A 25903-nucleotide genomic window follows, 5' to 3' on the forward strand; every position below is an offset into this window, starting at 1 on the left:
AGTGTTTTTAGTACGTTACACAGAATTGAAAATAGCTAAAATCTTCAAGGTCTTTGGCCTTGTTGGTTTATGCCTTTCTATCTACTCACTTAGTGCTTTTAGCCAAAACGCCAATACTAAAAACTCAGACAAAACCAATCAAAAACTTAATGAAATTCAACAAGCCATTAGCCAACAAAAACAAGCACTAACAACAACTAACATTAAAATATCGGATTTAGAGCAACAATTAAAAACCGATGATATCGCCATAGGTAGAATAGCAAAGTCACTTCAAAAAACCACCACAGAACTCAATGTAAGCAAGAATAAGGTAGCGAAACTGGCGGTTGAAAAACAACAACTTGAAACGGATAAAAAACAACAAGAACAAATATTAGCAAAACAATTAAGAGCAGCATACTCAACCGGCCATCACGACTATCTAAAACTTATACTTAATCAAGAAAATCCAGCCAGTGTGCAACGTACCATTACCCATTACCAATACTTAAACAAAGCGCGCATTAATGAAATTGAAACTTTTAAGGTTACAATTACAAAGTTAGAAGAAGTCACTCGTCAGCAACAACAGCAAACGCTGCAATTAACCCAGCTAACTCAAGAACAACATCAACAAAAGCAAATACTAGAATTATCAAAAGTAAAACAAAAGCAAACGCTTAAAGCACTGAATAATAAAAAACTCACGGAACAAGATAAATTAGCCAAGCTTGAACAAGAAGAAGCATCAATAGTTGCTTTATTAAAACGTATGGCAGCAGAAGCTCGTACTGCAGAGAACTTAAAAGGGTTAAGTAAGCTTATGCGCAAACTTACTTGGCCAGTAAAAGGAAAGATTCAGCATAGTTTTGGTACACGTAAGCAAGGCTACTTAAAGTGGAAAGGGGTGTTTTTATCGACCCCTATTGGTCGTCAAGTAAAAACCATACATAGTGGTACCATTTTATTTTCCGATTGGCTGAAAGGTTATGGTTTAGTCACTGTAGTTGATCATGGCGACGGCTATATGAGTTTATATGGTCATAACCAAGCATTACTTAAATCAGTCGGTGATCGTGTGGAAGCCGGAGAGCCCATTGCATTAACAGGGCAAAGTGGCGGTCAATCGCAATCAGGGCTTTATTTTGAAATTCGTCATGCTGGCATTGCCAAAAACCCGAAACTTTGGTGTCGATAAGTTCATTTCTCTGATTATCGTCGATTTAATCACAGTTAACTGTTACGCTTAGCAGCTATAAATTATTATAAAAAAGACTTTACGTGCAGCGAATACTTTTTGCGCTTTGTTTGCTTATCAGTATACTCAGCTCCCCTATTTCCTTAGCTAAAACAGCACAAGTTGCCATTATCATTGATGATATTGGTTACCGTAAAAGTGATGTTCAGGCGTTGTATTTACCTGGCAACATTAGCTATGCAATTTTACCACATACACCTTATGGCCGCTCTTTAGCATTACAAGCGAAGGCAAAAAAAAATGACGTTATTTTGCATATCCCAATGGAAGCAAAAAATGGTAAAAAGTTAGGCCCTGGAGCCTTAACGAGCGAAATGAGTGAACTAAGTATTCGAGGCAAATTATCTGATGCATTTGCCGAAGTACCGTTTGCTTTAGGTATAAATAATCATATGGGCAGTAAACTTACTGAACTGTACCAACCAATGGCTTGGACGATGCAGTTCCTTAAAGAGCGAAATTTAATTTTTATTGATAGTAAAACCAGTGGTAATAGCCAAGCAGAGCAAGTGGCAAAAAACTTTGGCGTGCCAAGTACCCATCGCCGTATATTTCTTGATAATCAATTAGAGCACTCGTATATCAGCGCTCAGTTTAAGAAATTAATTCTCGCAGCAAAAAAGCATCAAACGGTCGTTGCTATTGCTCACCCTCATCCAGAAACCGTTGCGTCATTAACTAAGTTGCTACCTTTATTACAAGAAAACAATATTGAACTTGTTGCAATATCAAGCATATTATCAAATCAAGCCCATGCTATTTCACCTCAAATTCAGGCAGAAGAGTAAATAAAAATTAGTTGTTCTCAGCTAGTTTAATATTATTTTCCTGCAATAATTGGTGCAAATATTTAACGGGAATAGCATACGTTATGCCACTGGGTTTGCTAATCACCGTCTCTTTACTTTGCTGAACAAAAACCTTGTTAATTATACCGACAACGACTCCTGTTTTTACGTCATACATAGCACTACCGCTATTTCCAGGATAAGCTGTTGCATCCAATTGATACACTAAATACGGGTCGCGCAGCCGCTTTAACATTGCAATACTAATTTGTCGGGAGTCATCAACAGGTGTAATAGTTGGCGTTACCGCCGCAATAATCCCCTGATGCGTAACAGGATAAAGCCCTAATACTGCGCCAATAGGAAACCCAGTAAAAGCAATACTGGTGCCTTCAGCAATAAAACTACTATCGGCTAACTTCATACTTGGCAAGGGCTTACCTGTTATTTTCAATAGCGCAATATCATGTTCTTCATCACGAGCAATTAAGTCTGCTAGAATCACCTTTGCTGCTGGCCCTTTACCGCTAAACACCGCAAGTTTTTGTAACAGGCTATCATCTAGCTCTTGATCTACAACATGGCTATTAGTAACCACATAACTACCATCACCAACAACAAAACCACTACCAAAAAGTTGGTTTTTTGGCCGACCAGTCGGCGTGTAAACGCCAATACCGACAACGGCGGGTTTAATTGCGTTTATGGTGTTTACTAAATCAGCACGCACTGCACTACTCAGCATTAAAAGCGCTATTAACGTAAGGTGAACTATTGCCCTCATAAAATCACTCATTTCCTAATAAATTCACATTTTACCTCAACTTAGCATACATTAAGTTAGCGAATTGGAAATTTTTGCCCATAATTAAAGAACCTTAGGTACGGAGGAAGATACGTGGCAAAAATAGTCCCCATTTTGGCCGGAGGAGGCACCCGCCTTCCTGCCCATATTGGCGTTTTGCAGGCGCTTAAAGATTTAAATATCGAATTTTCGCACTTAGTTGGTGTATCTGGCGGTAGCATCATCGCGAGCCTATATGCTTCAGGACTTTCCATTGAAGCTATCAAACAAATCGCAGTAACCACTGATTACAATCAATTTAGAGGCTTTTCTTTGCTCAGCCTCATTCGCAACGGCGGTTTAAGTTCTGGTGATGTGTTCGAGCAATGGGTAGACAAGCACCTAAATGGCAAAACTTTTGCCGAGCTAAATACCCACTTACATATTGTTGCCACCGACGTAAAAACAGGTCGGCCGGTAATTTTTAATCGTGACCGAACGCCAGGTATGAGAATTTCTCAAGCTATCAGGTTTTCAATGTCAATTCCATTGGTGTTTAGCTTTAAAAATTTTGGTAAACACCTAATGGTAGACGGCAGCATCTTGTCAGAAGATGCTTTGCATCGGGATTGGGCAAACGACGGCACGCCAGTATTATGTTTTCGCCTGCGTGGTGAGCATGAATATGATGAATTAAAAACTAACGGCTTATTTCCAATTGTAAATTATGTCACCTTACTAATCAGAACTTTTATGACCACAATTTCTCGTGAATATATCAACGATGCATTTTGGCATAACACCATAATAATCAATACTGGTTTATCGTCGGCGGTAGACTTTGGTATGTGCGAAGAAAAGAAATTAGGGCTATTTGATATAGGCTACCAAACGGCTATCGATATCGTCCCGATGAAAACGAAACATTAGCCACAAGTTACAGATTGATTAAATTTACAACTATTTAATCAATAATTAACTAATTTATTCTATAATCAACTCATAAAACACTAAATTAATTATACAACTACGTTTAAATAAAGTAATAATAGTCATCGCACTTAATGTTAAGCCTTTAATAAGCTGAGGGAATAATGAGTTGGAGCAAGAAATTGCTAAATGCGCCTGTCATAGGGAACATCACTAAGCGTATTGCATCAATGAAAGTTAATCATGATGCAATGAATATTGCTGAGCATTTCACTCAATTTTTAAAGCCAGAAGTTGCCATTAACACTGCCCTACGCGATGAAGTTTTTCGAATTCGCCATAACGTATATTGCGAAGAACTTGCATTCGAAAAAGTAAAAGACGAAGGCAAAGAACAAGATGAGTTTGATGCCCAGTCAATTTTTTCCATGATCAAGCACAAACCAACTGATACTTACACTAGTTGTGTTCGAGTAGTAAAATCAGCTGATGAATCTGAATTACTACCAATAGAAAAGTATTGCATTGAAGCTATTCAAAATGATGAGTTGCACCCAAGAAATTTTGCCCGAAGCGAAATAGCTGAAATATCTCGATTAGCAGTAAAAGCCGATTTTAGACGACGTAAGACGGATAAGTTTAAAGGTTCTGCTGTTGGTGCTATTAGCGAATCAAGCTACTCAGAAACAGAGCTACGCTGTTTTCCATTTATTGCAATTGGCCTGTATATGGCTGCAGCAACTATGAGTATAGAAACCGGTGTTAAGCATGTTTATGTGATGATGGAACCACGACTTGCACGCAGCATGAAGTTTGTTGGTATTAACTTTGTTCAGCTAGGCGAAGCTATTGATTACCATGGATTACGGGCACCATATTACATTAACCCGACAATTTTTATGGAAAACTTAACGCCTGGTTTTAGGTGCTTATATAATGCGATTGCAAAAGATATTAGTAAGCATTTAATTAATGCAAAAGATAACAACAAATAGAGTTGGTGAAAACGTCCAAATTCATTATCATTACCCAAATAAGATTAATTAACACACAAAATTTTTAAAACTGCTCAAAGGATTACGAATGAAAATTGGCATTATTGTCGGAACGCGGCCTGAAATAATTAAAATGGCACCTGTGATCAGGGAATGTATAAACCGGAAAATATCATTTTTCATCATTCATTCAAACCAGCATTATTCAAAAGAAATGGATAGTATTTTTTTTGATGAATTAAACCTACCAAAACCGCATTACAACTTAGGTGTAGGATCTGGTTTGCATAGTAATCAAACAGGCAATATTCTCATTAAAATGGAACCCATTTTATTAGAAGAGAAACCTGATGTGGTATTAGTGCAAGGTGATACCAATACTGTACTTGCTGGTGCGTTAACAGCATCTAAATTAAATATTAAGGTTGGCCATATTGAAGCGGGCTTGCGCAGTTATGATAAGACTATGCCGGAAGAAACTAACCGCATAATGACGGATCATATCAGTGAGTATCTTTTTGCTGTGGGTGCCAATCAAGAAAAGATATTAAAATCAGAAGGTATTTCTGCAGAGAAAGTACACACGATAGGTAATACTGTTTCTGATTCTCTTTTTCAAAATCTAGAAATATCGGAAAAAACTAGTACGATATTATCAGATCTAGAATTGACAAAAGGGCAATACTTCTTAGTGACGGCTCATAGAGCTTCTAATGTTGATATCTCATCAAACTTACAAGAGTTACTGTATCTATTTGAGCAAATGCATCGTAACTACACAGGAACAATCGTCTGGCCAATTCACCCTCGTACCCAATCAAAGCTTAAAGAGTTTAGTATTGAAGTACCTAGCTACTTAAAGCTCATTCCGCCAGTCGGCTACCTGGACTTTATACAGTTACAAAAACATGCAAAATTGATTTTAACCGATTCTGGTGGGATTCAAGAAGAAGCTTGTCTATTAGGGGTGCCTAGTTTAACGCTAAGAGAAAATACCGAGCGACCTGAGGCCGTTGAAGTCGGGGCTAGTGAACTCGTTGGTCGCAATGCAGAAAAAGCAGTTACAGCCGCGAAACAATGGCTTGAAAAAGAAGAGTATAATTGGACAAACCCATTTGGCGATGGCCACGTTGCCGAATACATTTTAGATATTATTGCCAAAGATCTAACTCAAGTTGACCAAACAGAAATTATCGCAAAGAATGAAACAATAGCGGTAGTTGGCATGGGTTACATGGGGCTACCAATTGCAAGCCTTTTAGCACAAGCAGGATACAAGGTTACAGGTGTCGACCTAAATGAAGAAAAAGTTAACAACATAAATCAAGCCTTATGTCCTTTTGATGAAGTTGGGCTACCCGAGCTCATTCGTAAGGTTGTTTCTCAAAATTATTTAAAGGCATCAACAACAATTCCGTCAAGCGATACATACTTAGTTGCTGTACCTACTCCTCATAAGGATAGTCGATGTGATCGTAGCTATGTATTTGCAGCCGTTGAAGATATTATTAAAGTGGCAAAAGACGACCAAATAGTTATTATCGAATCAACAATTTCGCCGCAAACAAGCCTTGCTGTAGAGGAAATGTTCAATAAAGCAGAGCTCAAAATTGACGTTGTCCATTGTCCTGAACGAGCAATTCCCGGACAAACCCTACATGAACTAGTCAATAATGATCGTATCATTGGTGCATCAAGTACTTCCGCTCAAAATAAAGTAAAAGAAATCTATCAGAACTTTGTTAACGGTGAAGTCTTTTTAACTGACTTAACCACAGCGGAGTGTATTAAGTTAGTTGAAAATACTTCCCGTGATGTTGGCATTGCATTTGCGAATGAACTTTCAGAAATCTGTAACGAATTGAATGTTGACGTATATGAAGTGATCAAACTAGCAAATCGTCATCCACGTGTTAATGTATTAACACCTGGGCCAGGAGTAGGTGGTCACTGTATTCCTATTGATCCATGGTTTTTAGTCGAGACAACTTCGTCAGGTGAATTAGTCCGTTTATCTAGAAAAATTAACGATCAACGCCCTAAGTTAATTGCAGATAAAATCAATTCTTTAGCAAAAATGAGCCAAGCTAAAAAAATAGGTATTCTTGGTGTAGCCTATAAACCAAATGTTGATGATTGTAGAGAATCTCCAGCAGAAGCTATTTTGGCATCACTTGTAGAAATGGGCTACGAAGTTAAATATCATGATCCACACGTAAAAAGCTGGCAATGTGCTCGTATAGAGTCATTAAGCGATATGCTACAATGGGCCGATATTCAAGTATTAGTTTCTGCTCACGACGAATACAAAACCTTAGAAGTTTCTCCAGCTCTTTATGATGCCTGCGGACTTCTAAAGTAAAGCAAGCATAAAACAAGGTAACTGTATCTGATCGCCATTGCTTTAAGTATATGGCGTCTATTACATGAAATGCCTTCTTAAATGCTAAGGATATCTATGTTTAATTACCAAAAAGCATTTTCTAGAAATATAGGCTGGGTCACAGAAGATGAGCAGCTGCAATTAAAAAATAAGAAAGTTGCAATTGCGGGAATGGGCGGTGTTGGCGGATCACATTTAGTAAACCTTGCACGCCTCGGTATCGAAAACTTTAATATTTCAGATTTCGACGACTTTGAAGTACATAACTTTAACCGTCAATCTGGCGCTTTTATGTCAACGCTCGAACAACAAAAAGTTGATGTAATGGAAAATATCACTCTCGACATAAACCCTGACGCAAATATTAAATCGTACCCGGACGGAATATTTGCTCACAATGTTGATGAATTTCTCGAAGACGTCGATATATATGTTGATGCGCTTGATTTTTTTGCATTAGAAGCTCGTAAAACCGTATTTCAAAAATGTTATGAAAAAAATATTCCTGTAATAACTGCTGCACCTTTAGGTATGGGCTGCGCTTTCCTCTGCTTTATGCCTGGTCAAATGTCCTATGAAGAATATTTTCGCTTTGCAGGTAAATCTGAACAAGACCAACTTATTCAATTTCTAATTGGCCTCTCTCCAGCAATGTTACAACGACCATATTTAGTCGACAAATCTCGCGTTAGTTTTGTAGAAAAGCGTGGGCCATCAACCCCTATGGCTGTAAATCTATGCTCTGGCATTGCCGGCACTTATGCATTAAAAATATTACTTAATCGTGGAAAAGTACTAGCTGCTCCGTATGGCCTACATTTTGACGCTTATCGTAATAAATTTACCAAAACCTGGCGGCCATTTGGCAATGCAGGAATTTTCCCTCGTATTATGTTTCATATTGCTAAAAAAATTGTCTGCAAGTGATATCTAATACAATGGTTGTATTCAAATAAAAGCTCAGTATACTTTCAAGCTAATATTATACCTTCAGGTAAAGGGATTTATAATGAACAGATATTTTAGTAAGTTGCTTCCATCCGCTTTTGTTTTTGCTTTAGCGGCATGTTCAGCACCAAAAGACAATGCAACGTTACTAACACAAGCTCAAGCATCAATTAAAAATGGCAATAACGGCGAAGCCGCTATTAATTTAAAAAATATTTTGCAAAACGACCCTAACCATGAAGATGCAAGATATCTGTTAGGAAAAATATATCTAGAAGCCGATAATTTTGCTGGTGCAGAGAAAGAGTTCATTCGAGCGTTAAAATCAAATCCCCAAAATGAGCAAGCGGCTTTATTACTTGCTAAAACTCAGCTGTTACTTAGCCAATTTGATAAGGTTGAGAATACTTTAGCTGAATTACAATTTTCAAGTATTGACGATCAAATTTATTCACTGCTCCTTCAAGGACAGGCAAATTTAAGCCTAGATAATATAGTCAAAGCAAAAGAGAATATTCAAGACGCAAACGACTTAAGTAGCAGTTCACAACACAGCGTATTAGGCAGAGCCTTCGTCGCTGTCTACGAAAATAGCAATAATGAAGCACTAACACTTGTTAACGGTTTATTAGAACAAGATGCGAAATTTCAAGAAGCTTGGCTATTAAAAGGTAGTATTTTAAGTAATACGGGGAAATTTAAAGCCGCCGCGGATGCTTATAATGAATATTATAAATTAAAACCACAAAATGTTGGTATAAAAACAATTATTGCACATAATTTGGTTCGGGCTGGCGCATTCGAAGAAGCAAAAGTACACATTAGTGAACTACGCAAAGTTAATGAAAATCATCCGACAGTTAATACTCTAGCGGCACAAATTGAGTACGCTGAAGGCAACTATGAAACATCGAAAACGCTTGCTGAAAGTGTTGTCAATTCAACCAATAATGGTTTAGCACAAATGATCGCCGGTTTGAGCCACTATCAATTAAAAAACGATGAACAGGCTTATTCTTCACTTAACGCTATTAGTAATAATTTACCCAAAGACCATAAAGTGCACCAGGTACTTGCAATACTACAAGTTAAGCTAGGTTATAGTGATGAGCTAGCAGATTCATTGGCGGGTTTTGCCAATAACACTAATGACTCAGGTGTTTATGCCAATATAGGTATGGAGTTTCTACAGCAAGGTAATAAAACTTCAGCCATTGAAATGTTTGAGAAAGCCAGTGAACTTGCCCCAAACGATGTGAAAATAAAATCACAGCTTGGCATGTTAAAACTACAAAACACCGATAACGAAGGTATTAATGAACTTACCGATGCTTTAAAAATCGACCCTAGCTTTAAGGCTGCTAACATTGCATTGGCAATGACACATATAAAAAATGGTGATATCGAAAAAGCAAAAAGTATTGCCGATGATTGGATTGCTAAAGATCCAACTAATAATGCTGCGATAATTCTTCGAGGGAATATAGCGCTGAAAGCAAAAGATCAAGAACAAGCCGTTAGCTACTTTACGCAAGCTCACCAAAACTCTCCGAAAGATGTTGTGCCTTTGTTCAACCTCGCGGTTATTGCTGCAGAACAGCAAGCATTTGACAAGTCAAACCAATATTTAGATAAATTATTTGCGTTAGACTTAGAGTATCCATTCGCATACCGATTAGCGATTAGTAACGCTTTACAGTTAAAAAATGAAGCAGAACTAAAAAATAAGTTATCCACCTTTATTGAACAAACACCAACAGCCATCTGGCCTAAAATTATTCTCGCGCGGAAATTAGCTGTTGAGAAAAAATACCAACAAGCTATTAATATTTTAGAAAAAAATGCTAATTATGCTGAACTACCAAACGTTTACTTCCGTGCGTTATCGGCAGTATTGCTAGCAAGTAAGCAAACTGAACAGTTAGAAAAGCTTTATCAAGATTGGCAACTAGCACAGCCTAATAATGAAACAGCTTATTTACATCAAGCAGCATTTCAAGATCAAATGAAAGACTATTCTGGAGCATTAGAGGCTATTAGATCTGGTTTGCTTAAAGAGCAACTTAAAAATAACTTTAAGCTTCAATCGCTTGAAGCCTATTATTTATTTGCAACGCAACAAATTGAACTTGCTAATCAAAAAGTAAATATGTTAACGAATAAAAATGCTAACAATCCATTGCTTTTGCGTATCAAAGGTCAGCTGGCAATGGCAAAATCAGAGTATAGTAATGCTATTAAATTATTTACTCGCTCATATGAAGCTAATAAGAAAGAAGCGGTAGGAGTTATGCTCGTTACAGCTTATAAAGCTAACAAGCAAGCCTCAAACGCAATACAATTTTTGCAGGACGAGCAAAATGCCTTCGGAGAAAGTACTGTTTTTAGTAAACTTTTAGCTGAGCTTTACATTAACGATAAACCTCAAAAAGCCATTTCAGGGTATTTACAGGTACTCAGAACATCACCAAATGATGTTGTAACGCTCAACAATCTTGCTTGGACATATTATGAACAAGCTCAGTATGACAGTGCATTAACCTATGCGTCAAAGGCAATAAAATTGGCGCCCAAGCACCCTCAAGTGCTAGACACCTATGGTATTATTTTAATTAAGAGAAACAAAATAGAACAAGCCATCGAAGTTCTTGAATTAGCCCGATCATTAGATAAAGATGATGAATCTATTAAGAAACATTTAGCCCAAGCACATGCAGCTAAATCTAGCAAAAAAACAGCACAATAATATGTTGCTTGTTGTTATGGGAACAGTTACTAATCGCTTAATTAATACTTGGTGATATTTGGATTCTTTGAAACGTTTTAATTCATTAATTGTATTGGCAATAGTCTATATGGCTATTGCTGTTACTCAATTACCCATACTTGAAAACCTATGGCGCTATAGCTTCGACGATGGTACATATTCACACGCTTTTTTAATCCCATTTATTAGCATGTATTTGTACTTTCTATTATTTAAATCAGAAGAATTGGTTTTCAACAAAAGTTTGCAAGTAGTTCCTTTTTTAGCGGTAATGTTGACTGGCTATTTATTATGGGTTTCGATGAATGCCCAATTTCCAACAGGTTATCGCATTAGTTTTGTATTATTCATTACTGCAGTAACCACAGTCATTTTCAAGCCATCAATCAAATTAGTATTCCCAGCTTTATTCTTAATATTTCTAATACCGGTTTGGGGAGCAGCAACAAACATTCTGCAAAGTATTTCAACATATGCCGTAACGTACCTAATGAATTTAAGTGGCGTACCTATTTTTGTTGAAGGTAATACTATTTCAATCCCCTCGGGGGTTTTTGAAATCGCTGGAGGTTGTAGTGGCTTGCGCTATTTGATTGTGTCTCTTGCAATATCTAGTTTGTTTACCTTTCTCAATATCCGCAAATATAGCCATGCACTCACATTTTTATTTATTGCTGTTGTTGGAGCATTGATAACCAATTGGCTTAGAATAACCGCACTTATTATGATTGGCCACTTTACTGAAATGCAAAGCGACCTTATGCAAGACCATAATAGCTTTGGCTGGTATATTTATATGCCATTTATGATCTGGTTGTTTTATTTTGGTCAACGATTTGTTGCGCCAGCAGATAATGGAAAAAGCCACCATGTAACGACAAGAGTTAATTTTAAAGCTATTTTTGTCGTCATGTTATTTATAACACTTATATCTGCACCATTACGTAATCTATTTACAACACCTGATATTGCTAATAATAATTGCAGCACAGTACTCTTAACACTACCGGTGCCTCAGCTAGCGGCTCCTGCGGCAAGTTGCATTATTACTTCAAACAATGAACATTTGCTCGTAATCGAATATGTTTATGATGGGAGAAGTATCGAAGGCGCTGTTGATAACTACTTGAACAAGTTTACACCACTAGGTTGGCGAGTAGAGAAAGCATATCGCAAAAATGATACTAATATCTTACATATTTCAAAAAATAATCAAAAGTTCAAAGTTATATACTCATTTGCTAGCAACGCAGTAGTAACAAACAATCTGACGACATTGAAAAAATCAAAACTTGTTAACTCTCTTTTAGGACCAAGCGAAACTCGACTAAAATGGTACGCAACACGATTGTAATTCTAACAATCATTTATTGATTTACGGTATCGCAAATTGCAACAACCAGCTGTCAAATAATTTTACAAACAGTTTGAGACTCTCCAACATAGACACCGCAAACACCTGATTAAAAACAACTTTTCAAAAGTGGCACACCATCTGCATTTAATCGGTAAATAACGAATAAAATCTGTATTAATTCTAAGGAAGATGAAGCATGAACACTAAATTGAAATTACTATCAGGTTTGCTTATCGCTGGTCTAGCAAATACAGCGAATGCCAACCTTATTACAAACTGGTCTTATACAAACCAAGCGGGCTTTGAAGCTGGTCATACTGGTACTACAAACACCGCAACAACAAATGATGATGTGGTGGCCAACGGCAATTCAGCTGGTGGTGATGCAAATGATCTTACTGATAATGCAGGTAACATCTTAAATACTGATGGTAACTTTGCAAATGGTGTTGCAGGCGATAACGCTCTTTCAACATCATTAACTTGGGGTACACCAGCAGCTGGTGCAGGTAACCCACAAAGCTCACTAAGCATTGATAGCCCAATTAATGATTCATTAGAAACTGACGGTGCTTGGGGTCAAGGTACAGCAATCACTCATGAAAATTGGGTTATTATTGGTGACTCATTAACTAGTGCATCAGTACTTGACGGTTTAGCGCTAATACCAACTGACTGGGAAGGCAAAGGTGATGACTTAGTTTATGATGCGTTATTAACTGATAGCCAACCATACTTTGCTCCACAATTAGAGTTTGGTATTAACTTCTTCGAAACACCAAATGGCGGTGTGAACTGTCCAAACGGAGAAGCAAACTCACAAGGTGACAATATCAATGGTTGTGGTGATATTTTTGAAATTACAGGTTTAGAAAACCTACCACTAGTCCCTGTTGTTGGCCCTGACTTTATTGAATTTACTGTGCCATTTGTTTTACAAGACATTAATGGCCCTATCCCTGGTTGGAACGATGTTGAATACTTCGTAACAACACGTCTATCTGGTTTAACGACATTACCAGCAAACTATGAATGTTCAAATGGACAGCCAGCATGTTTTGGTTTTGTTACAGTAGAAGAAAGAACAAACGTATTGGATGCACAATTTAGAATCAGTACAGTTCCAGAGCCAACTACAATTGCACTATTTGGTTTAGGTTTACTTGCAACAGGTTTTGCAGGACGCAGAAAACGAAACGTATAATTTGTAAGTTAAAATAAAAGCCGGCAACTGAGCCGGTTTTTTTATTTTTCACATTAAAATTTATTATTAGCGTATCAGTGAAAGCTCTATCTATTTTACTCAAAGGTTATTCGGTTATAAAATTTCGCCCGTAAATTATCGGGTTTAAAACAGATTCAGATAATCTGAGTAAATCTAGTTTAATCATCTGATCTTAAAGATACTTTCCAAGAGTTTCTCATTACATTTTCAATCGTATCTATAACCTCACAATTTCATTCGCTATAGTTACTTTAAATTGTCGGTATCTCATTACTTAATATTTGGCCAAAAAAGTTCTCTAACTGCTATAAAATGCTATATTCATATATTTCCGATCTTGTTAAATCGATATCGTAGTCATACACTGTTTTTCGGGGAAATTTCTTATTTTTCACGACATGGCTAAATAAAGAATTAATGTCGAACGAAGAATGAGCACTTAAACACAATGCTAAACACTCGCAGAAACTATTGTGTATTGGTGAAAATCGTCAATAATTGTTCCAACTGGTGTGCCAATCAACTAAACTTGATTCAAAGTAGATAATCAAATGCAATTACTAATGTTCCGTTCTAATATTAAACACATGGTCGCAATTTTTTTTTTATTTAGCTGCGCTTTATTACAAGGCTGTTCACAAGCATCAAAAACGGATGAAAAATTAGCTCCTACACCACTTTCTCAAATACCAGCCCCTCCTGCATCTACATCTATATCACTAGACAATAACATTGAAGCGTTTGAATTAACTGAAGTAAAAGTACAAGCAAAAATTAATAACCCTGACGGAATTGTAGAGTTTTTCTGGCGGCAAACAGATGCAAGTCAAATAGATATCGATACTCTGCAATCAAAAGAGTTAATTTTCATCGCACCAAGTGTTCCTGAGAATGAAACTAAATACACTATAACTTTTGATTTCATTGTAATTGATAGTAAAAATAATGAAATTAAAGATAGCGTATCAATTACTATAAATAAATTGCCCCCCCCACCTATTGCAGAGGCCGGCGAGAATCAAACTGTATTTTCACTAGAGTCAGTATTGTTAGAGGGGCAATACATAATTGAGTCACAAGGAATTAAAGAAACATCTTGGATGCAAATATCTGGACCAACAGTAAGTATTCAGGACGCTACGAATTCACAAATATTTTTTATTGCACCTGAAGTAAATCAAGCCGAAATAATAACTTTATCATTTACAGTCACTGATAACTTAGGTCAAATTCATAGTGATAATGTCGATATTACAGTAAATTCGGCCGAGCTAGATATTCCTGAACATGTACTACTATTAACTAAAGAAAGAATTAATAAAGTAAAAATTAAAATTAGTAAAGATAATACTGCATGGTTAGCGTTGAAAAGTAAAATCTCCAATTATTTTAATAAAATACCTTACAATGCTGGCGAATATGCAGCTGCTTTTTCACTCGCTTACTATGTTTCTGGCGATGATATATATATTAAGCGTGCTATAGAATTACTTAATCACGCATATTTCAGTAAAGCGGATATAGGCTGGGAGTACTACAAAAGTAGAAATTTATTTCGTGTAAATGCTCGTTGGGCAATTATGGGATATAGTTGGATAAAAAGTTTTATTTCAGAAAGCGAGCAAAGTCGAATAGAAAATATTCTCGCATTATGGAGTAAACACTGGTTAAATCACGTAGATTACAACAATAACTTTAAAGCCTTAAGAGTTGTAGATACAGATGATGTAACGTCAATAACTAAGAATTTAACCTTATTGGGTTATGTCTTATCTGCATCAAATACACATAGCGAACTTGGACAACTTCTCTTAGATACAGGAGATACCTTACTCGAACGATATGTAGTAAATTACTATATGAAAGACATTATGAAAGGTGGAGTTTGGGCTGAAGGTAGTGATTACAGTCCCGCGACTCAAGGTCACTGGATAGAAACATTCTTGATTAATAAAGAGCAAAGAGGAATCCCATTTCCAACTAACTATGCAAAAGAGGCAATGAGTGCTTTAATACATCAAACACTTTCCAATGATACTGGTGTATATAAATACGGCTCCGAAGAGCATGCTGTGGATTACGATGAGCTTGCCGATGACTACCGTTACGAGTTTGCTTTAGGGCTAATGTCTGTTCTCGATGACGAGAAAGATATGGCTTTAATAAACGAATGGTTTAGTAAAATCATTGACAAAAATGGCTTTAAATCCGGTTCAATGGTTACACATTTTGATCGCTTACTTTTTCATGATCCAACATTAAGCTACAATTTTGAAATAGCTGACACAAGTACTTTTCACTTTGCAGAGGGTGTTGGTTTAATATCATCCAGAGATAACTGGAGCAACAATGCAACAAACTTATATTTCATAAATCGCCAATTAAGAGTTGATCAAGAACATAAAGACACATTAAGCTTCGATATTGCTCACAAGGGAAAATGGATTACAAAAGAAGCAACAGGTTACTCTGGTGCCGCTACTAGTGGGTTAGCTCACAATACCATTCTAATCGAAAATGCCGCAGATGGCTCTAGCAGCCCAACCAGAAGGCCCGCAGGCCCTCCAAAATATAATTATACCTTTGACGACAATAACGTCACATTACTCTCTGCTGACGCAACAAAAACTTATAATATGAGTGGATATTTTGCAACTACCTACGCAAAATTAGTAAACCGTCAAATGGCATTTATCAAACCGAATATAGTTATTGTCTATGACCATATTGTTACAGATGAAAAACAAATTAAGGACTTAATAAATTATAAAGACTTAGGGTTAGCGGATGGTATGGAGCACACACGTTGGGTTAAATTAATTCAGCATACCCAAACTTCCCCTGTCGTATTAGAAGACAAACCCAATAGTTATTTAGTAGAATCTGAAAATCAGCAGTTAGTTTATCAAGTTCTCCTACCCAACAATGCAGAAATCAAAATAGTTGATGAGAAGAATATATGGCAAGACGCTCTAGAGTATCAAATGCCAGACAACCAAAAAAAATGGCATTTTGAAGTAACAAACAACCCACCTTTACTGGAAAATGAATTTATTACATCTCTTAGCTTCGCTGAATCAGGAACTGCAACAATCGAACAATTATCGATAGATTCAGTTATTATGACAAAGGAAAATGGGTATATAGTTTCAGACAATGTTTTAGGTGTAGCAATTAAATCATTACAAGGTAAGTATATACTTTTATTTAATAGAAACCCTAGTCAGCTAATAGAAAATGTACAAATAAATAAGCCTGAAGAGTTTGAAGATGCTATCGTTTACGCGCTAGGTTTTACAACTGATTAAATACTTTTTATGAGTAAGTGAAAATTGGCAGTCATTTTAGGCTGTTAATCTATTTACAAGGCCTGAAATATCGGTTTGGCGCTGCAATTTACTTGCGGAGCAACATAGTTTTCCAATGAAGGTAATTGAGTTTGATTGTACTCCTTTACCTTTAAATGACTGCCAAATAAAGTAGAAAGTGCCCTTACATGTCGAGCTTATAAAATGAACATTAAATACTGTAGCTTTTTCTTATCTTTAATACTCCTTTTCTCATTTTCATTAAGAGCAAACACATGCGAAAGCAGCCCTCATATAGGTAAAACGTACTACGTTTCTAATGATGGTATTGACTATAAAGCCGATGGAAGTCGAGCGGCCCCATGGAAAACCATAAAATATGCTCTTTATAAAATCCCTGACGGTAACACTCTTGTAGTAAAGCCAGGCACTTATAAAGGTAGAGTTAGAATAGGAAAAGCATTTCCTAAAGGTCTACTAATCAAAGCAGAACATCCATATTTAACAAAGCTCACACATAACCAAAGAGTCATAGCATTAACAAGAAACGCATCTAACATAACCATTGAAGGGTTTGAAATAACGCACGATCATATGGATTCATCCCCATTGGTAGTTCACATTGACGGCAGTGGTGGCGAAAATGTCAAAAATATCAGTCTCCGTAATAATATTATTCATGATAGTTACAATAATGACCTTTTGAAAATAAATTATGGCGCAGAAAATATTCTCATAGAATGCAATATGTTTTATAACCAAGGCGATTCAGATGAACATATTGATATTAACAGCGTCGCCAATATTCATATTAGTGATAATTTATTTTTTAATGACTTTAAAAAAAGTAGCCGGATACTGACAAAAAAATCATCTAGTTTCATCGTAGTCAAAGATAGCAATGGCAAAGAAGATCGTTTTTTAGGCTCGGAAAACGTTAAAATCAATCGTAACATATTCTTCAATTGGCAAGGTTCTCACGGACAAGGTTTTATATTAATAGGTGAAGATGGAAAGCCTTATTATGAAGCGCATAATGTTGAAATCTTTAACAACTTAATGCTAGGTAATAGTCAACATACGATGCGTGCGCCACTAATGGTAAAAGGTGCGAAAGATATTATGTTTTATAACAATACAGTATCAGGAGATCTTCCAAGTAGCGCATTTGCTATCAGAGTGACAAAGGAACGGAAAAATAAGAAACCTCAAAACATCAAGTTATTTAATAATATTTGGTCCGATCCGACAGCAACGATGGGTCAAGGCTCATTTGAGAGCAGCAATGACTTCTCTGATACACTAATACATCATTTAGGAAGTTTTCATATTGAAAACAATGTTTATTGGAATGGTGGAGCTAAACTTCCTTCTTCACTTCTAGATCAAATAAACCCTAATAATGACAATTCAAGGATTCTTAAAAACCCGCGATTCAATAAGAATGGGCAACTTATAACGCCAACTTGGCGAGGTGAAAAACAACAATTTTCTGATGGTTCATTCACCATACGAGAAGCATTTCTGAGATTAATTCATTATTATGCGGTAGCAAATAAAACTGACGCCATTGAAAATAAAAAGGGTGGCCAAGCTACTTTTCCTATTCACGATATTCTTAATCAAAAAAGAACATTACCCCATTCTCTAGGAGCTTTAGCCGTCAATTCCCTAGATAGATAGATTATACACTTCCAACACTATACTAAGATGGACTTTTTAAGGTTCTTTTAGTTGAAATTTTTACTAATACTGCTCGAATAGTATTTCTGGTATTAATCTCTATATAGCGCGTTACGATATATGAAATTAAAGAAATCAGTAATATAGCCAATAAAGGGGCTAAAACTAATGGCATACTTTCAAAAACCTTAGGTAATTGGATAGAGATTGAAATCATCATATTTTCATGCAAGAGATATAATGGATAACTAATAAAACCAACAAAAACTATTGATGAATGCGCCAAAATACGTTGTATCCAAGATGTTACAAATGATGCTGCAAATATTAACGACAATACCATTGCAAATATCATAGTGCTAGGACTGTTGAAGTACAAAATTATCGCAGTTAACAATGCCATAATGGCTCCTAACATAAACCAAAATTTTTGTTGTGATTTGTGGAAAAGATAAAAACAAGCACCTGACGCAAACCAGCCAAAATAAGACAAGCTTAAATGTGTGCTTAAAGCAAAGAGCATGTAAACAATAGGGTTACTAACAAAGTTATTCAGCACATTAATGACTGCCCAAAAAACAAATAAGCCAAATAAGCTAAAAACTAACTTTTTATCCTTCATAAAAAAATATAGCAACGCTGCAATAATGTAAAATTTAAACTCGACATATAACGACCAAAAAGCACTTTCTATACTCTGAAACGGAATACCAAATACTTTTTCTAGCCAATATGGCTCAATAAATAGCAATCCAGGAATTAAGTTAATAAATTCAACGTCGCCATTTGGTCTGGCAGTAAAAACAACGGCGCTTATAACAATAATTACGCTACAAATTAACATAGCGGGGAATAATCGAAGCCAACGTCGATAAATAAAATTACCGAATGATGGAGTCTTATCAAGCGTCATTAAAATAACAAAGCCCGAAATAAGAAAGAATAGCTGGACACCCAAAAAGCCTTGTTCGAAAAGGATATTAGAATATTGATTGCCGTAGGGTAAAGATTCCCCCCAACGCGAAAAAGCGTGATAAAAGATCACGAGAATAATGGCAATGCCACGAAGTCCGTCTAAATATTGTATTCTTCCCATGTTTTACCTTTTTTGTTGCGACATTTTAGCAGCTAGGGTATTTATCCAAATATCATAACCTTTTTCATTTAGATGTATACCATCCCCTATATGATATTCACCATTCAACTGACCATTGGCAACCAACTGCTTATTAATATCAATAAAATTGGCGTTATTTCTCTCTCTTACTAGCTTCCTTATTGCTTGGTTAAAGGATACTATTTTAGAGTTTCTTAGACCTGTCAAATTCTCATCAACAAAAAATACCGCAGAAATAAGCACGTGAGTACTATCGGGTATTACTTCGAGTAACTGTTTAAAATATTTCAATGCACTACTTACGTCTTCTCGCCATAAATTATTGACACCAACTGATAAAATTAAGCGATGATTTCCTTTAAGTAGATCATAATCCAAAATTCGACGACTAAGACCTTGTATTGTATCTTTACCAATTCCGAAATTCACAGCATTATCTGAAATAGCTGAAACAGCTAATCCTTGAATATGGCTATCTCCTATGAATACATTACTATTTTCAGAAATGTTTTGACTGACCCTTTTATAAAAAGTATGAGTTTTCTTGTAAGCCTGTGTTTGTAAACTATTTTGACCAATGACTGATGCCTTTAAGTAACTTACCGTTTCTAAGTTCAACAAAATAACAACGATAGTAATATGTATGGCAACTAAATAAGAATTAAAAATCAAACCTTTGCGCATAAAGTTTTACCCAATTAGAAAATACTATGTGACTATTATGTAGCATATCTATCTGATAAGATAAGAGCTAATAATAATATCAAAGAATATATGTATTAGAGCTATCGCCAATCTCTAAACTAACATAGCAAGGAACGCCAAAATGAAACAATATATTTACTATCTTGAAGCCTCATTAGATGTTCCTTATTCGACCGATACAGACATAAATCGTACCGACAACGCTCAATTCGAGGTTATTGATACATTTATGGAAACCTGTAAAAATTTCTTTATATTGCTTAAGCGATTTGGTTTATCGAAAGAGCTGTTAAAAGTGCTCATTAAACTGCTCACAAAGCGAAACGCACTATATATTGTAAAGTTTCATAACACGATAGCTTCTGAAGGTTTGATTTCCTATGGTCAATGTAACCACTATCCGATAGCAAAAGATGACTGTGTCATTGGCCCAGTAAATACGGACAAATCATTTGCTGGTAAAGGTTTCGCGACATTTGGCCTGATCAATAGTGTAATATACCTAAAAAATAAAGCTCAATACTCGAAGATATATATTGATACTAAGGAAGATAACTACGCCATGCAAAAGGTTATTGAAAAATCAGCGTTTGGCGCCGTCAAATCAAGTTATTTAAGAGATTCAGAATAGTTAGCTGAACAAGAGTTATTAATCACTATGAATAACAATAGAAGAGTACAACGATTAGACGCCGTAAAAGGTATTTTAGAATTATTGATTGTTTTGGAGCACAACTTACTAATTACCTCTGTGGAGCCAGCATTAAGGCCTATAGTAAATAGTTTCTGTGTTGGTTGTTTTATGTTATTGACTTTTACACGTGAAGTTAAAGATACTAACTTTTTAGCTTATATTGACAAATACTACCGTTATTTTATTCCATACTTTTTCTTTTTAAGTGTTGCAACGGTATTAAATTTTTTTATTTTTAATAATTTATCATTGAGTGAACATACTCAATCATATGCTATCGCCTTATTTTGGCAATCAACAACCTTTATTAAAGAAGCATCAGGCTTTGCTTTCTTCTGGTTCTTACCATGTCTATGCTTTATTTATCTATTACGGTATATTCACATGCGAATAGGGTGGCCATTTTTGTTACTAATGGCAGGATGCAATATGTTCATCGGTTTATTGCATGAAGATACATTAGCACAATTCCCTTTCGGCGCTCATGTTGCTTTCTTTCTATATTTTGTTGGCTGTATTTACCAGAAAATTCATCAAAAATTTACTCAAGATGATAAGTATGGTTTAGTAGCATTTTGTATTTTTGTGCTGCTCATAATAATTAATCCACTGGTCCCCCCTGGATTATTAATGTTCGCTGGAGTTATTCCTACAGCACTGGAGTTCACCCAATACGCATATTACATCACGATATTACTTTTTTCTTACCCCGGTATTTTATATTTAACGCGGGTCGTTCCCAAAAAGTTGACAGATGCACTTGCATTTTGCGGTCGATATAGCATCTGGATCTACTTATCACACCAAATGTTTTATATCATGCTAGTTAACTTTTTAAAGATTAGCGAAAGCGGTGTAATAGTTTTTATTATTACTGTAACCCTGAGCTGCATAACCAGCGTTATTATTGATAAAACCCCTATATTTAAAGCCTTGCTACTGCCTCGATCTATTTCTCAGTTTTTTGTTGATATTAAGCTGATATTAAGATCGCCAGTTCAAGGAATTAAAACACTGAATAAACCTAGCTAAACCAAAAGACGAGTCAACATTTATGGGATATTTTGTACTAATTCTGACTATTGTGGTGTATTTAATTCGACCAGCAGAGTGGATCCCTGGCTTAGGTTTCAATTGGAACATGCTACTAAATGGCTTAGGAATTTTAATTATTTTTGGAAAAATAATTAGTCAAGATAGTAAGGCCAACATTGACCGAACAACCCACTTTCTTATTTGGTTTGTTTTAGCCGTTATTGTATCAAGTATTGCTAACTTCAAGTTTCATTCAATTCCACTCTACTTCACACAACTGCTGTCCATCATTATAACTTTTATGCTTGTTCAAGCGACAATTAACAATCCGAAGCAAATTAATAAATTAATTTTAGTATTCATAATTACTTTATTGTTTATATGTTTCCAATGTCATATACAAGTTACTAACGGCGTTAACTGGGGAGGCCTTGAGCCTTATTCCCGTGGCATTTTAACGAGCCGTGATGAAGATGGAATTGCGACAATAAGGGCCTTTCAGGTAATTTGGTTTGGTGTTTTTGGTGATCCGAATGATTTAGGTATGCTATTAATCGCATTTATACCTTACATTATAAATAGGTGTTTTTTCACCCCTTTAGGAGCAAGTTCAAGAATATTTTGGTTACTTTCACTTTGCCTTATAGTTTATACGATTTACCTCACAAACTCTCGCGGTACCATGGTAGCGCTACTTGCCGGTATTTCTTCCTTTGTAATTATTAAGAAAAAGTCAATTAAAGCCCTTGTCATTATTGCTGTATTGGGAATGCTAGTTATTATTGCTGGACCGAGTAGGCTTTCAGAAATTACTTCAGGAGATACCAGCTCAATGGGTCGTATTTACGCTTGGATAGAAGCCCTAGGCCTATTTAGGATGAATCCTGTATTTGGCATTGGAGCCAAGCAATTTTTGGAATACCACTTCATAACTACCCATAATAGCTTTGTACTAGCATTTGCAGAAACAGGTATTTTCGGCTTTACAGCCTATTTAAGCCTTTTCATTATTTCGATATCAACAGCAATAAAAGTTGCTTATGCAGAAGAAAATAAATTAGTCAAAATGGAGATGATAGCATTAACTAGTGGCTTAGTAGGAATAATGACCTCTATATTCTTTATTTCCAGAACCTATGTACTCTTACCATTTCTCTATATTGCAATTTTAATGGCATATGTCCGAGTCAATAATCCTGAGAACTACCATAAATATATTTTAGAGCCATCTTTAATCAAGCTCATAGTTTCATCTTGTGGTTTTGTGGTTTTTGTATATCTGTTTAATCGGATGTCAACTAACCTATTACTTTAGCTATTTAGAAATTCCGAGTACCTCTAACTGACACATAATTCCACCAAAAGCACATGAATCAAGACTTATTAAATAGAAGATTTATATTAAGGAGGGGAATCAATTTTACTAAGACTCCAAGACAAATAATTATGTAAAAAACTCGGTAACTTAGGCTTTATTTGAACTAAGATATAGCCTACAGACTTATCATATCCACGTGTTACAAATAATAGATTTACGTATATTAAAACAAAGAGTATGCTGCCCAAAATAGCTGATAATATGCCAGAAAGGTAATGGTTTAGAGTCAGACTTGGCAATGACGCTAACGCGGCAGCACCAATTATCGAAAAGAACACTTTCATAGGCATCAAGCAGTAACCGTCACCTTTAGCAATTCGATTATAAAATATGACTAATAAGAAGATTAAAATGCCATAAACAACTAATGCACCTTCAACGCCATATAGTGGTGTAACTAAATAACTCAATACAGCGGCAATTAAGAAAAGAAAAAAGTTTACCTTCGCCATAATTCTTTGACGGTCATGACTAATTAAAGTTAAATTGGCCCCATCATTAATAACAACAATAACTCTGAGCACAACTAATACCTGCAAAGCGAATACAGCGTCTTGGTATCTTTCACCATAAAATATATCAATAACAACATCGGCATACATTAACACTGGCACTAACACCAATAAACATAAAATTGTTAAGTAACGTTGAGCTTGTAATACATTGCTTTTTAGCCCGTTATTACCCACTGCTTGAGTTATCTTAGGTAATAAAACTTCCTGATAAATACCAGGAATTAAAGTAACGGCTGAGGTCGCTAAAATGTAAGCTATATTAAAGTACCCTGCTTCAGAGAACAGACCACTTCCTTCCAAAACTAAAATTTGGCTTTGCCTAAAAACTAAAGCACCGAAGAAAATAATAACAGAAGCTGCATATATTTGCCCTATTATGCGCTGCTTATCTTCTCCAATTAATAGAACACCAGTATTACCCTCTGGCATTTGTTTTTTAAAGGATAAAATGCTCAATGCAAATGCTAAACATGCAATACAATAAGCAACTAAAAAGCCTTCAATCGAAGGCGCGAAATAAGCAAATATTGCAACGCTCAATAGGTTAATTGGATTCGCTATCATGCTTGTTTTAGCTAGCACATCAAAACGCTGTAAACCTTTAAAAATCGAAATTTGATAGATATACGTTGCTTTAAATACCGCACAAACCAATAGCGTACAGATAAGCCAAACAGGAACAGTAACCGCACTAACATCGAAAAGTATGAGGAGAAGGAAAACAGCTACCACAAAAATAATACGTTTAATTAAAACTTTGCGAATAAAGGCAAGTAAACTACTAAGCTGCTGCTGGTTGTTCTTTTTAAATTCAGCAACAAATTTCGTCACAGTTATCGATAAACCCGCATTAATTGCTATTGTTACTAAACCTGCTAACCAAATAGCGCTAGAATAGATGCCATATTCTTCCGTTGATAAATTTCTAGCGATAATAATAGAAACTAATAAGCCGAGAAAATACTCACTATATAGATTAATAGCGGCTAAAGATGCTTGAAATATTGTTCTCATAAAATTACTGGTAACTCTTTAAGTATTCTAGTGCGCATATTTCCATAGAAAATTCATCTAAGTAGCGCTGGCGTGATTTATCGGAAAAAATCTTGTAGGTTTGAGCATCCATTAGTTTTTCTATGGCTAGTGAAAGCGCTTTTGCATCAGCGTACTCATACAAAAAGCCGTTAACTTTATCTTTAACTAATTCAGGGTTACCACCAACATTTGACGCAATAACAGGAGTCCCACTTGCAAATGCCTCTAAAATGGCTAATGACAAACCTTCAGTTTCTGACGTAACAACTAGAACATCGAATGATTTATAAATAATCTCTCGATTCGTTTCAAAACCATGAAACCGAGTAGTTGTCTTCGGAATTAGTGTTTTTGCCAATAATTGGTTTTTCTCCATTAATTCCCCTGTACCAAAAAAAGAAACTTCAATCATAGGTTGAATATCTTTTGGAAGCTCCGCAATTGCTTCAATAAGCACATGCTGTGATTTTAATGGTACAAAACGACCTACATGGCCGAGCCGAAATATAGATGTTCGCTCCGTCATCTTATCAATAGGCAAAACGCCATTTAAGATAGTTTGAGCTTTAGCTGTGTATTGGGGGTATTTACGCAAATAGTTATCTTTGGCTTTTTCAGCTACAAAGAGCATTTTATGAAGCATTAAATTAGCGAAAAAGTACACCCCTTGCCATTTATGGCCTTGATGCACCACTTCATTATGACGGGTATAAATAAGCTTCACAGACAAGCCTAGTGATGCAATCATAACTCTAAGTAAACAATGGCTACTTTGAATATGGATCACATCGTAGTGCTTAACTACTTGACGAATATCACGTATTGCAGTTGCAAAATATAGCGAAATATCAGCGATATTTATCTCTTCTTCTAAGGGCTCGCCAGCTTTTCCCATTGATAAAACACCAACATCTACTGACAGTGCATTTTTTTGTTGAGTTGCTAAATCAATAACAAAGCGTTCAGCCCCTCCAACATTTAAGCTACTAACAACATGTAATACTCGCACATGGTTT

At 35.8% G+C, this 25903-nt stretch carries 19 protein-coding genes; 14 read left to right on the top strand and 5 right to left on the bottom strand.

All coding sequences use genetic code 11. The features are described 5' to 3' along the window. Window position 1 precedes the first annotated feature (1 nt). On the top strand, window positions 2–1180 hold the full coding sequence (locus AC27E9_RS15745) for a murein hydrolase activator EnvC family protein (protein WP_487131826.1): 1179 nt from the start codon (window positions 2–4) through the stop codon (window positions 1178–1180). 83 nt (window positions 1181–1263) lie between these two features. Then, window positions 1264–2028 (top strand): divergent polysaccharide deacetylase family protein, encoded by a 765-nt coding sequence (locus AC27E9_RS15750; RefSeq protein ID WP_487131828.1) that lies wholly within the window; start codon window positions 1264–1266, stop codon window positions 2026–2028. 7 nt (window positions 2029–2035) lie between these two features. Here AC27E9_RS15750 and AC27E9_RS15755 read toward each other — a convergent pair whose 3' ends face one another. Next, window positions 2036–2773 carry a S1 family peptidase gene (locus tag AC27E9_RS15755; protein ID WP_487131829.1) on the bottom strand — a complete coding sequence of 246 codons (738 nt, stop codon included), beginning with the start codon at window positions 2771–2773 and terminating at the stop codon, window positions 2036–2038. Between the two features lie 153 nt (window positions 2774–2926). On the opposite strand from AC27E9_RS15755, the gene AC27E9_RS15760 reads away from it, so the two are divergent. From AC27E9_RS15760 to AC27E9_RS15800, 9 genes are all read left to right on the top strand, one after another. Beyond that, complete coding sequence (locus tag AC27E9_RS15760; protein WP_487131831.1) at window positions 2927–3742, top strand: patatin-like phospholipase family protein; 816 nt, start codon at window positions 2927–2929, stop codon at window positions 3740–3742. Window positions 3743–3906: 164 nt separating this feature from the next. Next, on the top strand, window positions 3907–4737 hold the full coding sequence (locus AC27E9_RS15765) for a PEP-CTERM/exosortase system-associated acyltransferase (RefSeq protein ID WP_487131833.1): 831 nt from the start codon (window positions 3907–3909) through the stop codon (window positions 4735–4737). An 88-nt stretch (window positions 4738–4825) separates the two neighbouring features. Further along, on the top strand, window positions 4826–7099 hold the full coding sequence (gene wecB, locus AC27E9_RS15770) for a non-hydrolyzing UDP-N-acetylglucosamine 2-epimerase (protein ID WP_487131835.1): 2274 nt from the start codon (window positions 4826–4828) through the stop codon (window positions 7097–7099). A 96-nt stretch (window positions 7100–7195) separates the two neighbouring features. Further along, window positions 7196–8047 (top strand): ThiF family adenylyltransferase, encoded by an 852-nt coding sequence (locus AC27E9_RS15775; protein ID WP_487131837.1) that lies wholly within the window; start codon window positions 7196–7198, stop codon window positions 8045–8047. Window positions 8048–8129: 82 nt separating this feature from the next. Next, complete coding sequence (gene prsT / locus AC27E9_RS15780; protein ID WP_487131839.1) at window positions 8130–10814, top strand: XrtA/PEP-CTERM system TPR-repeat protein PrsT; 2685 nt, start codon at window positions 8130–8132, stop codon at window positions 10812–10814. Between the two features lie 58 nt (window positions 10815–10872). Next, a complete protein-coding gene (gene xrt, locus AC27E9_RS15785; RefSeq protein WP_487131841.1) occupies window positions 10873–12189 on the top strand; it encodes an exosortase in 1317 nt (438 codons plus the stop codon). Window positions 12190–12388: 199 nt separating this feature from the next. After that, window positions 12389–13396 carry a THxN family PEP-CTERM protein gene (locus tag AC27E9_RS15790; protein WP_487131843.1) on the top strand — a complete coding sequence of 336 codons (1008 nt, stop codon included), beginning with the start codon at window positions 12389–12391 and terminating at the stop codon, window positions 13394–13396. Between the two features lie 584 nt (window positions 13397–13980). Further along, window positions 13981–16725, top strand: a complete 2745-nt coding sequence (locus AC27E9_RS15795) for a PKD domain-containing protein (RefSeq protein ID WP_487131844.1) — start codon at window positions 13981–13983, stop codon at window positions 16723–16725. Between the two features lie 204 nt (window positions 16726–16929). Next, the gene (locus tag AC27E9_RS15800) at window positions 16930–18408 is read left to right on the top strand and encodes a right-handed parallel beta-helix repeat-containing protein (RefSeq protein WP_487131846.1); all 1479 of its coding nucleotides are present in this window, start codon (window positions 16930–16932) and stop codon (window positions 18406–18408) included. 22 nt (window positions 18409–18430) lie between these two features. Here AC27E9_RS15800 and AC27E9_RS15805 read toward each other — a convergent pair whose 3' ends face one another. Beyond that, window positions 18431–19504: an acyltransferase family protein gene (locus AC27E9_RS15805; protein ID WP_487131848.1), complete on the bottom strand. Its 1074-nt coding sequence runs from the start codon at window positions 19502–19504 to the stop codon at window positions 18431–18433. Between the two features lie 3 nt (window positions 19505–19507). Then, window positions 19508–20209: an SGNH/GDSL hydrolase family protein gene (locus AC27E9_RS15810; protein ID WP_487131850.1), complete on the bottom strand. Its 702-nt coding sequence runs from the start codon at window positions 20207–20209 to the stop codon at window positions 19508–19510. Window positions 20210–20351: 142 nt separating this feature from the next. On the opposite strand from AC27E9_RS15810, the gene AC27E9_RS15815 reads away from it, so the two are divergent. The 3 genes from AC27E9_RS15815 to AC27E9_RS15825 are packed head-to-tail and all read left to right on the top strand — an operon-like array spanning window position 20352 to window position 23274. Continuing rightward, on the top strand, window positions 20352–20861 hold the full coding sequence (locus AC27E9_RS15815) for a GNAT family N-acetyltransferase (protein ID WP_487131851.1): 510 nt from the start codon (window positions 20352–20354) through the stop codon (window positions 20859–20861). 27 nt (window positions 20862–20888) lie between these two features. Beyond that, on the top strand, window positions 20889–21956 hold the full coding sequence (locus tag AC27E9_RS15820; RefSeq protein ID WP_487131853.1) for an acyltransferase family protein: 1068 nt from the start codon (window positions 20889–20891) through the stop codon (window positions 21954–21956). Between the two features lie 22 nt (window positions 21957–21978). After that, window positions 21979–23274 (top strand): O-antigen ligase family protein, encoded by a 1296-nt coding sequence (locus tag AC27E9_RS15825; RefSeq protein ID WP_487131854.1) that lies wholly within the window; start codon window positions 21979–21981, stop codon window positions 23272–23274. A gap of 86 nt (window positions 23275–23360) precedes the next feature. Here the strand turns inward: AC27E9_RS15825 and AC27E9_RS15830 are convergent, their stop codons facing one another. Together AC27E9_RS15830 and AC27E9_RS15835 are read right to left on the bottom strand one after the other, a co-directional pair. Further along, window positions 23361–24866, bottom strand: coding sequence for an oligosaccharide flippase family protein (locus AC27E9_RS15830; protein ID WP_487131855.1), 1506 nt, complete (start codon window positions 24864–24866; stop codon window positions 23361–23363). A 4-nt stretch (window positions 24867–24870) separates the two neighbouring features. After that, on the bottom strand, window positions 24871–25896 hold the full coding sequence (locus AC27E9_RS15835; RefSeq protein ID WP_487131857.1) for a glycosyltransferase family 4 protein: 1026 nt from the start codon (window positions 25894–25896) through the stop codon (window positions 24871–24873). Window positions 25897–25903 lie beyond the last annotated feature (7 nt).

This window comes from Colwellia meonggei (genome assembly GCF_057537295.1).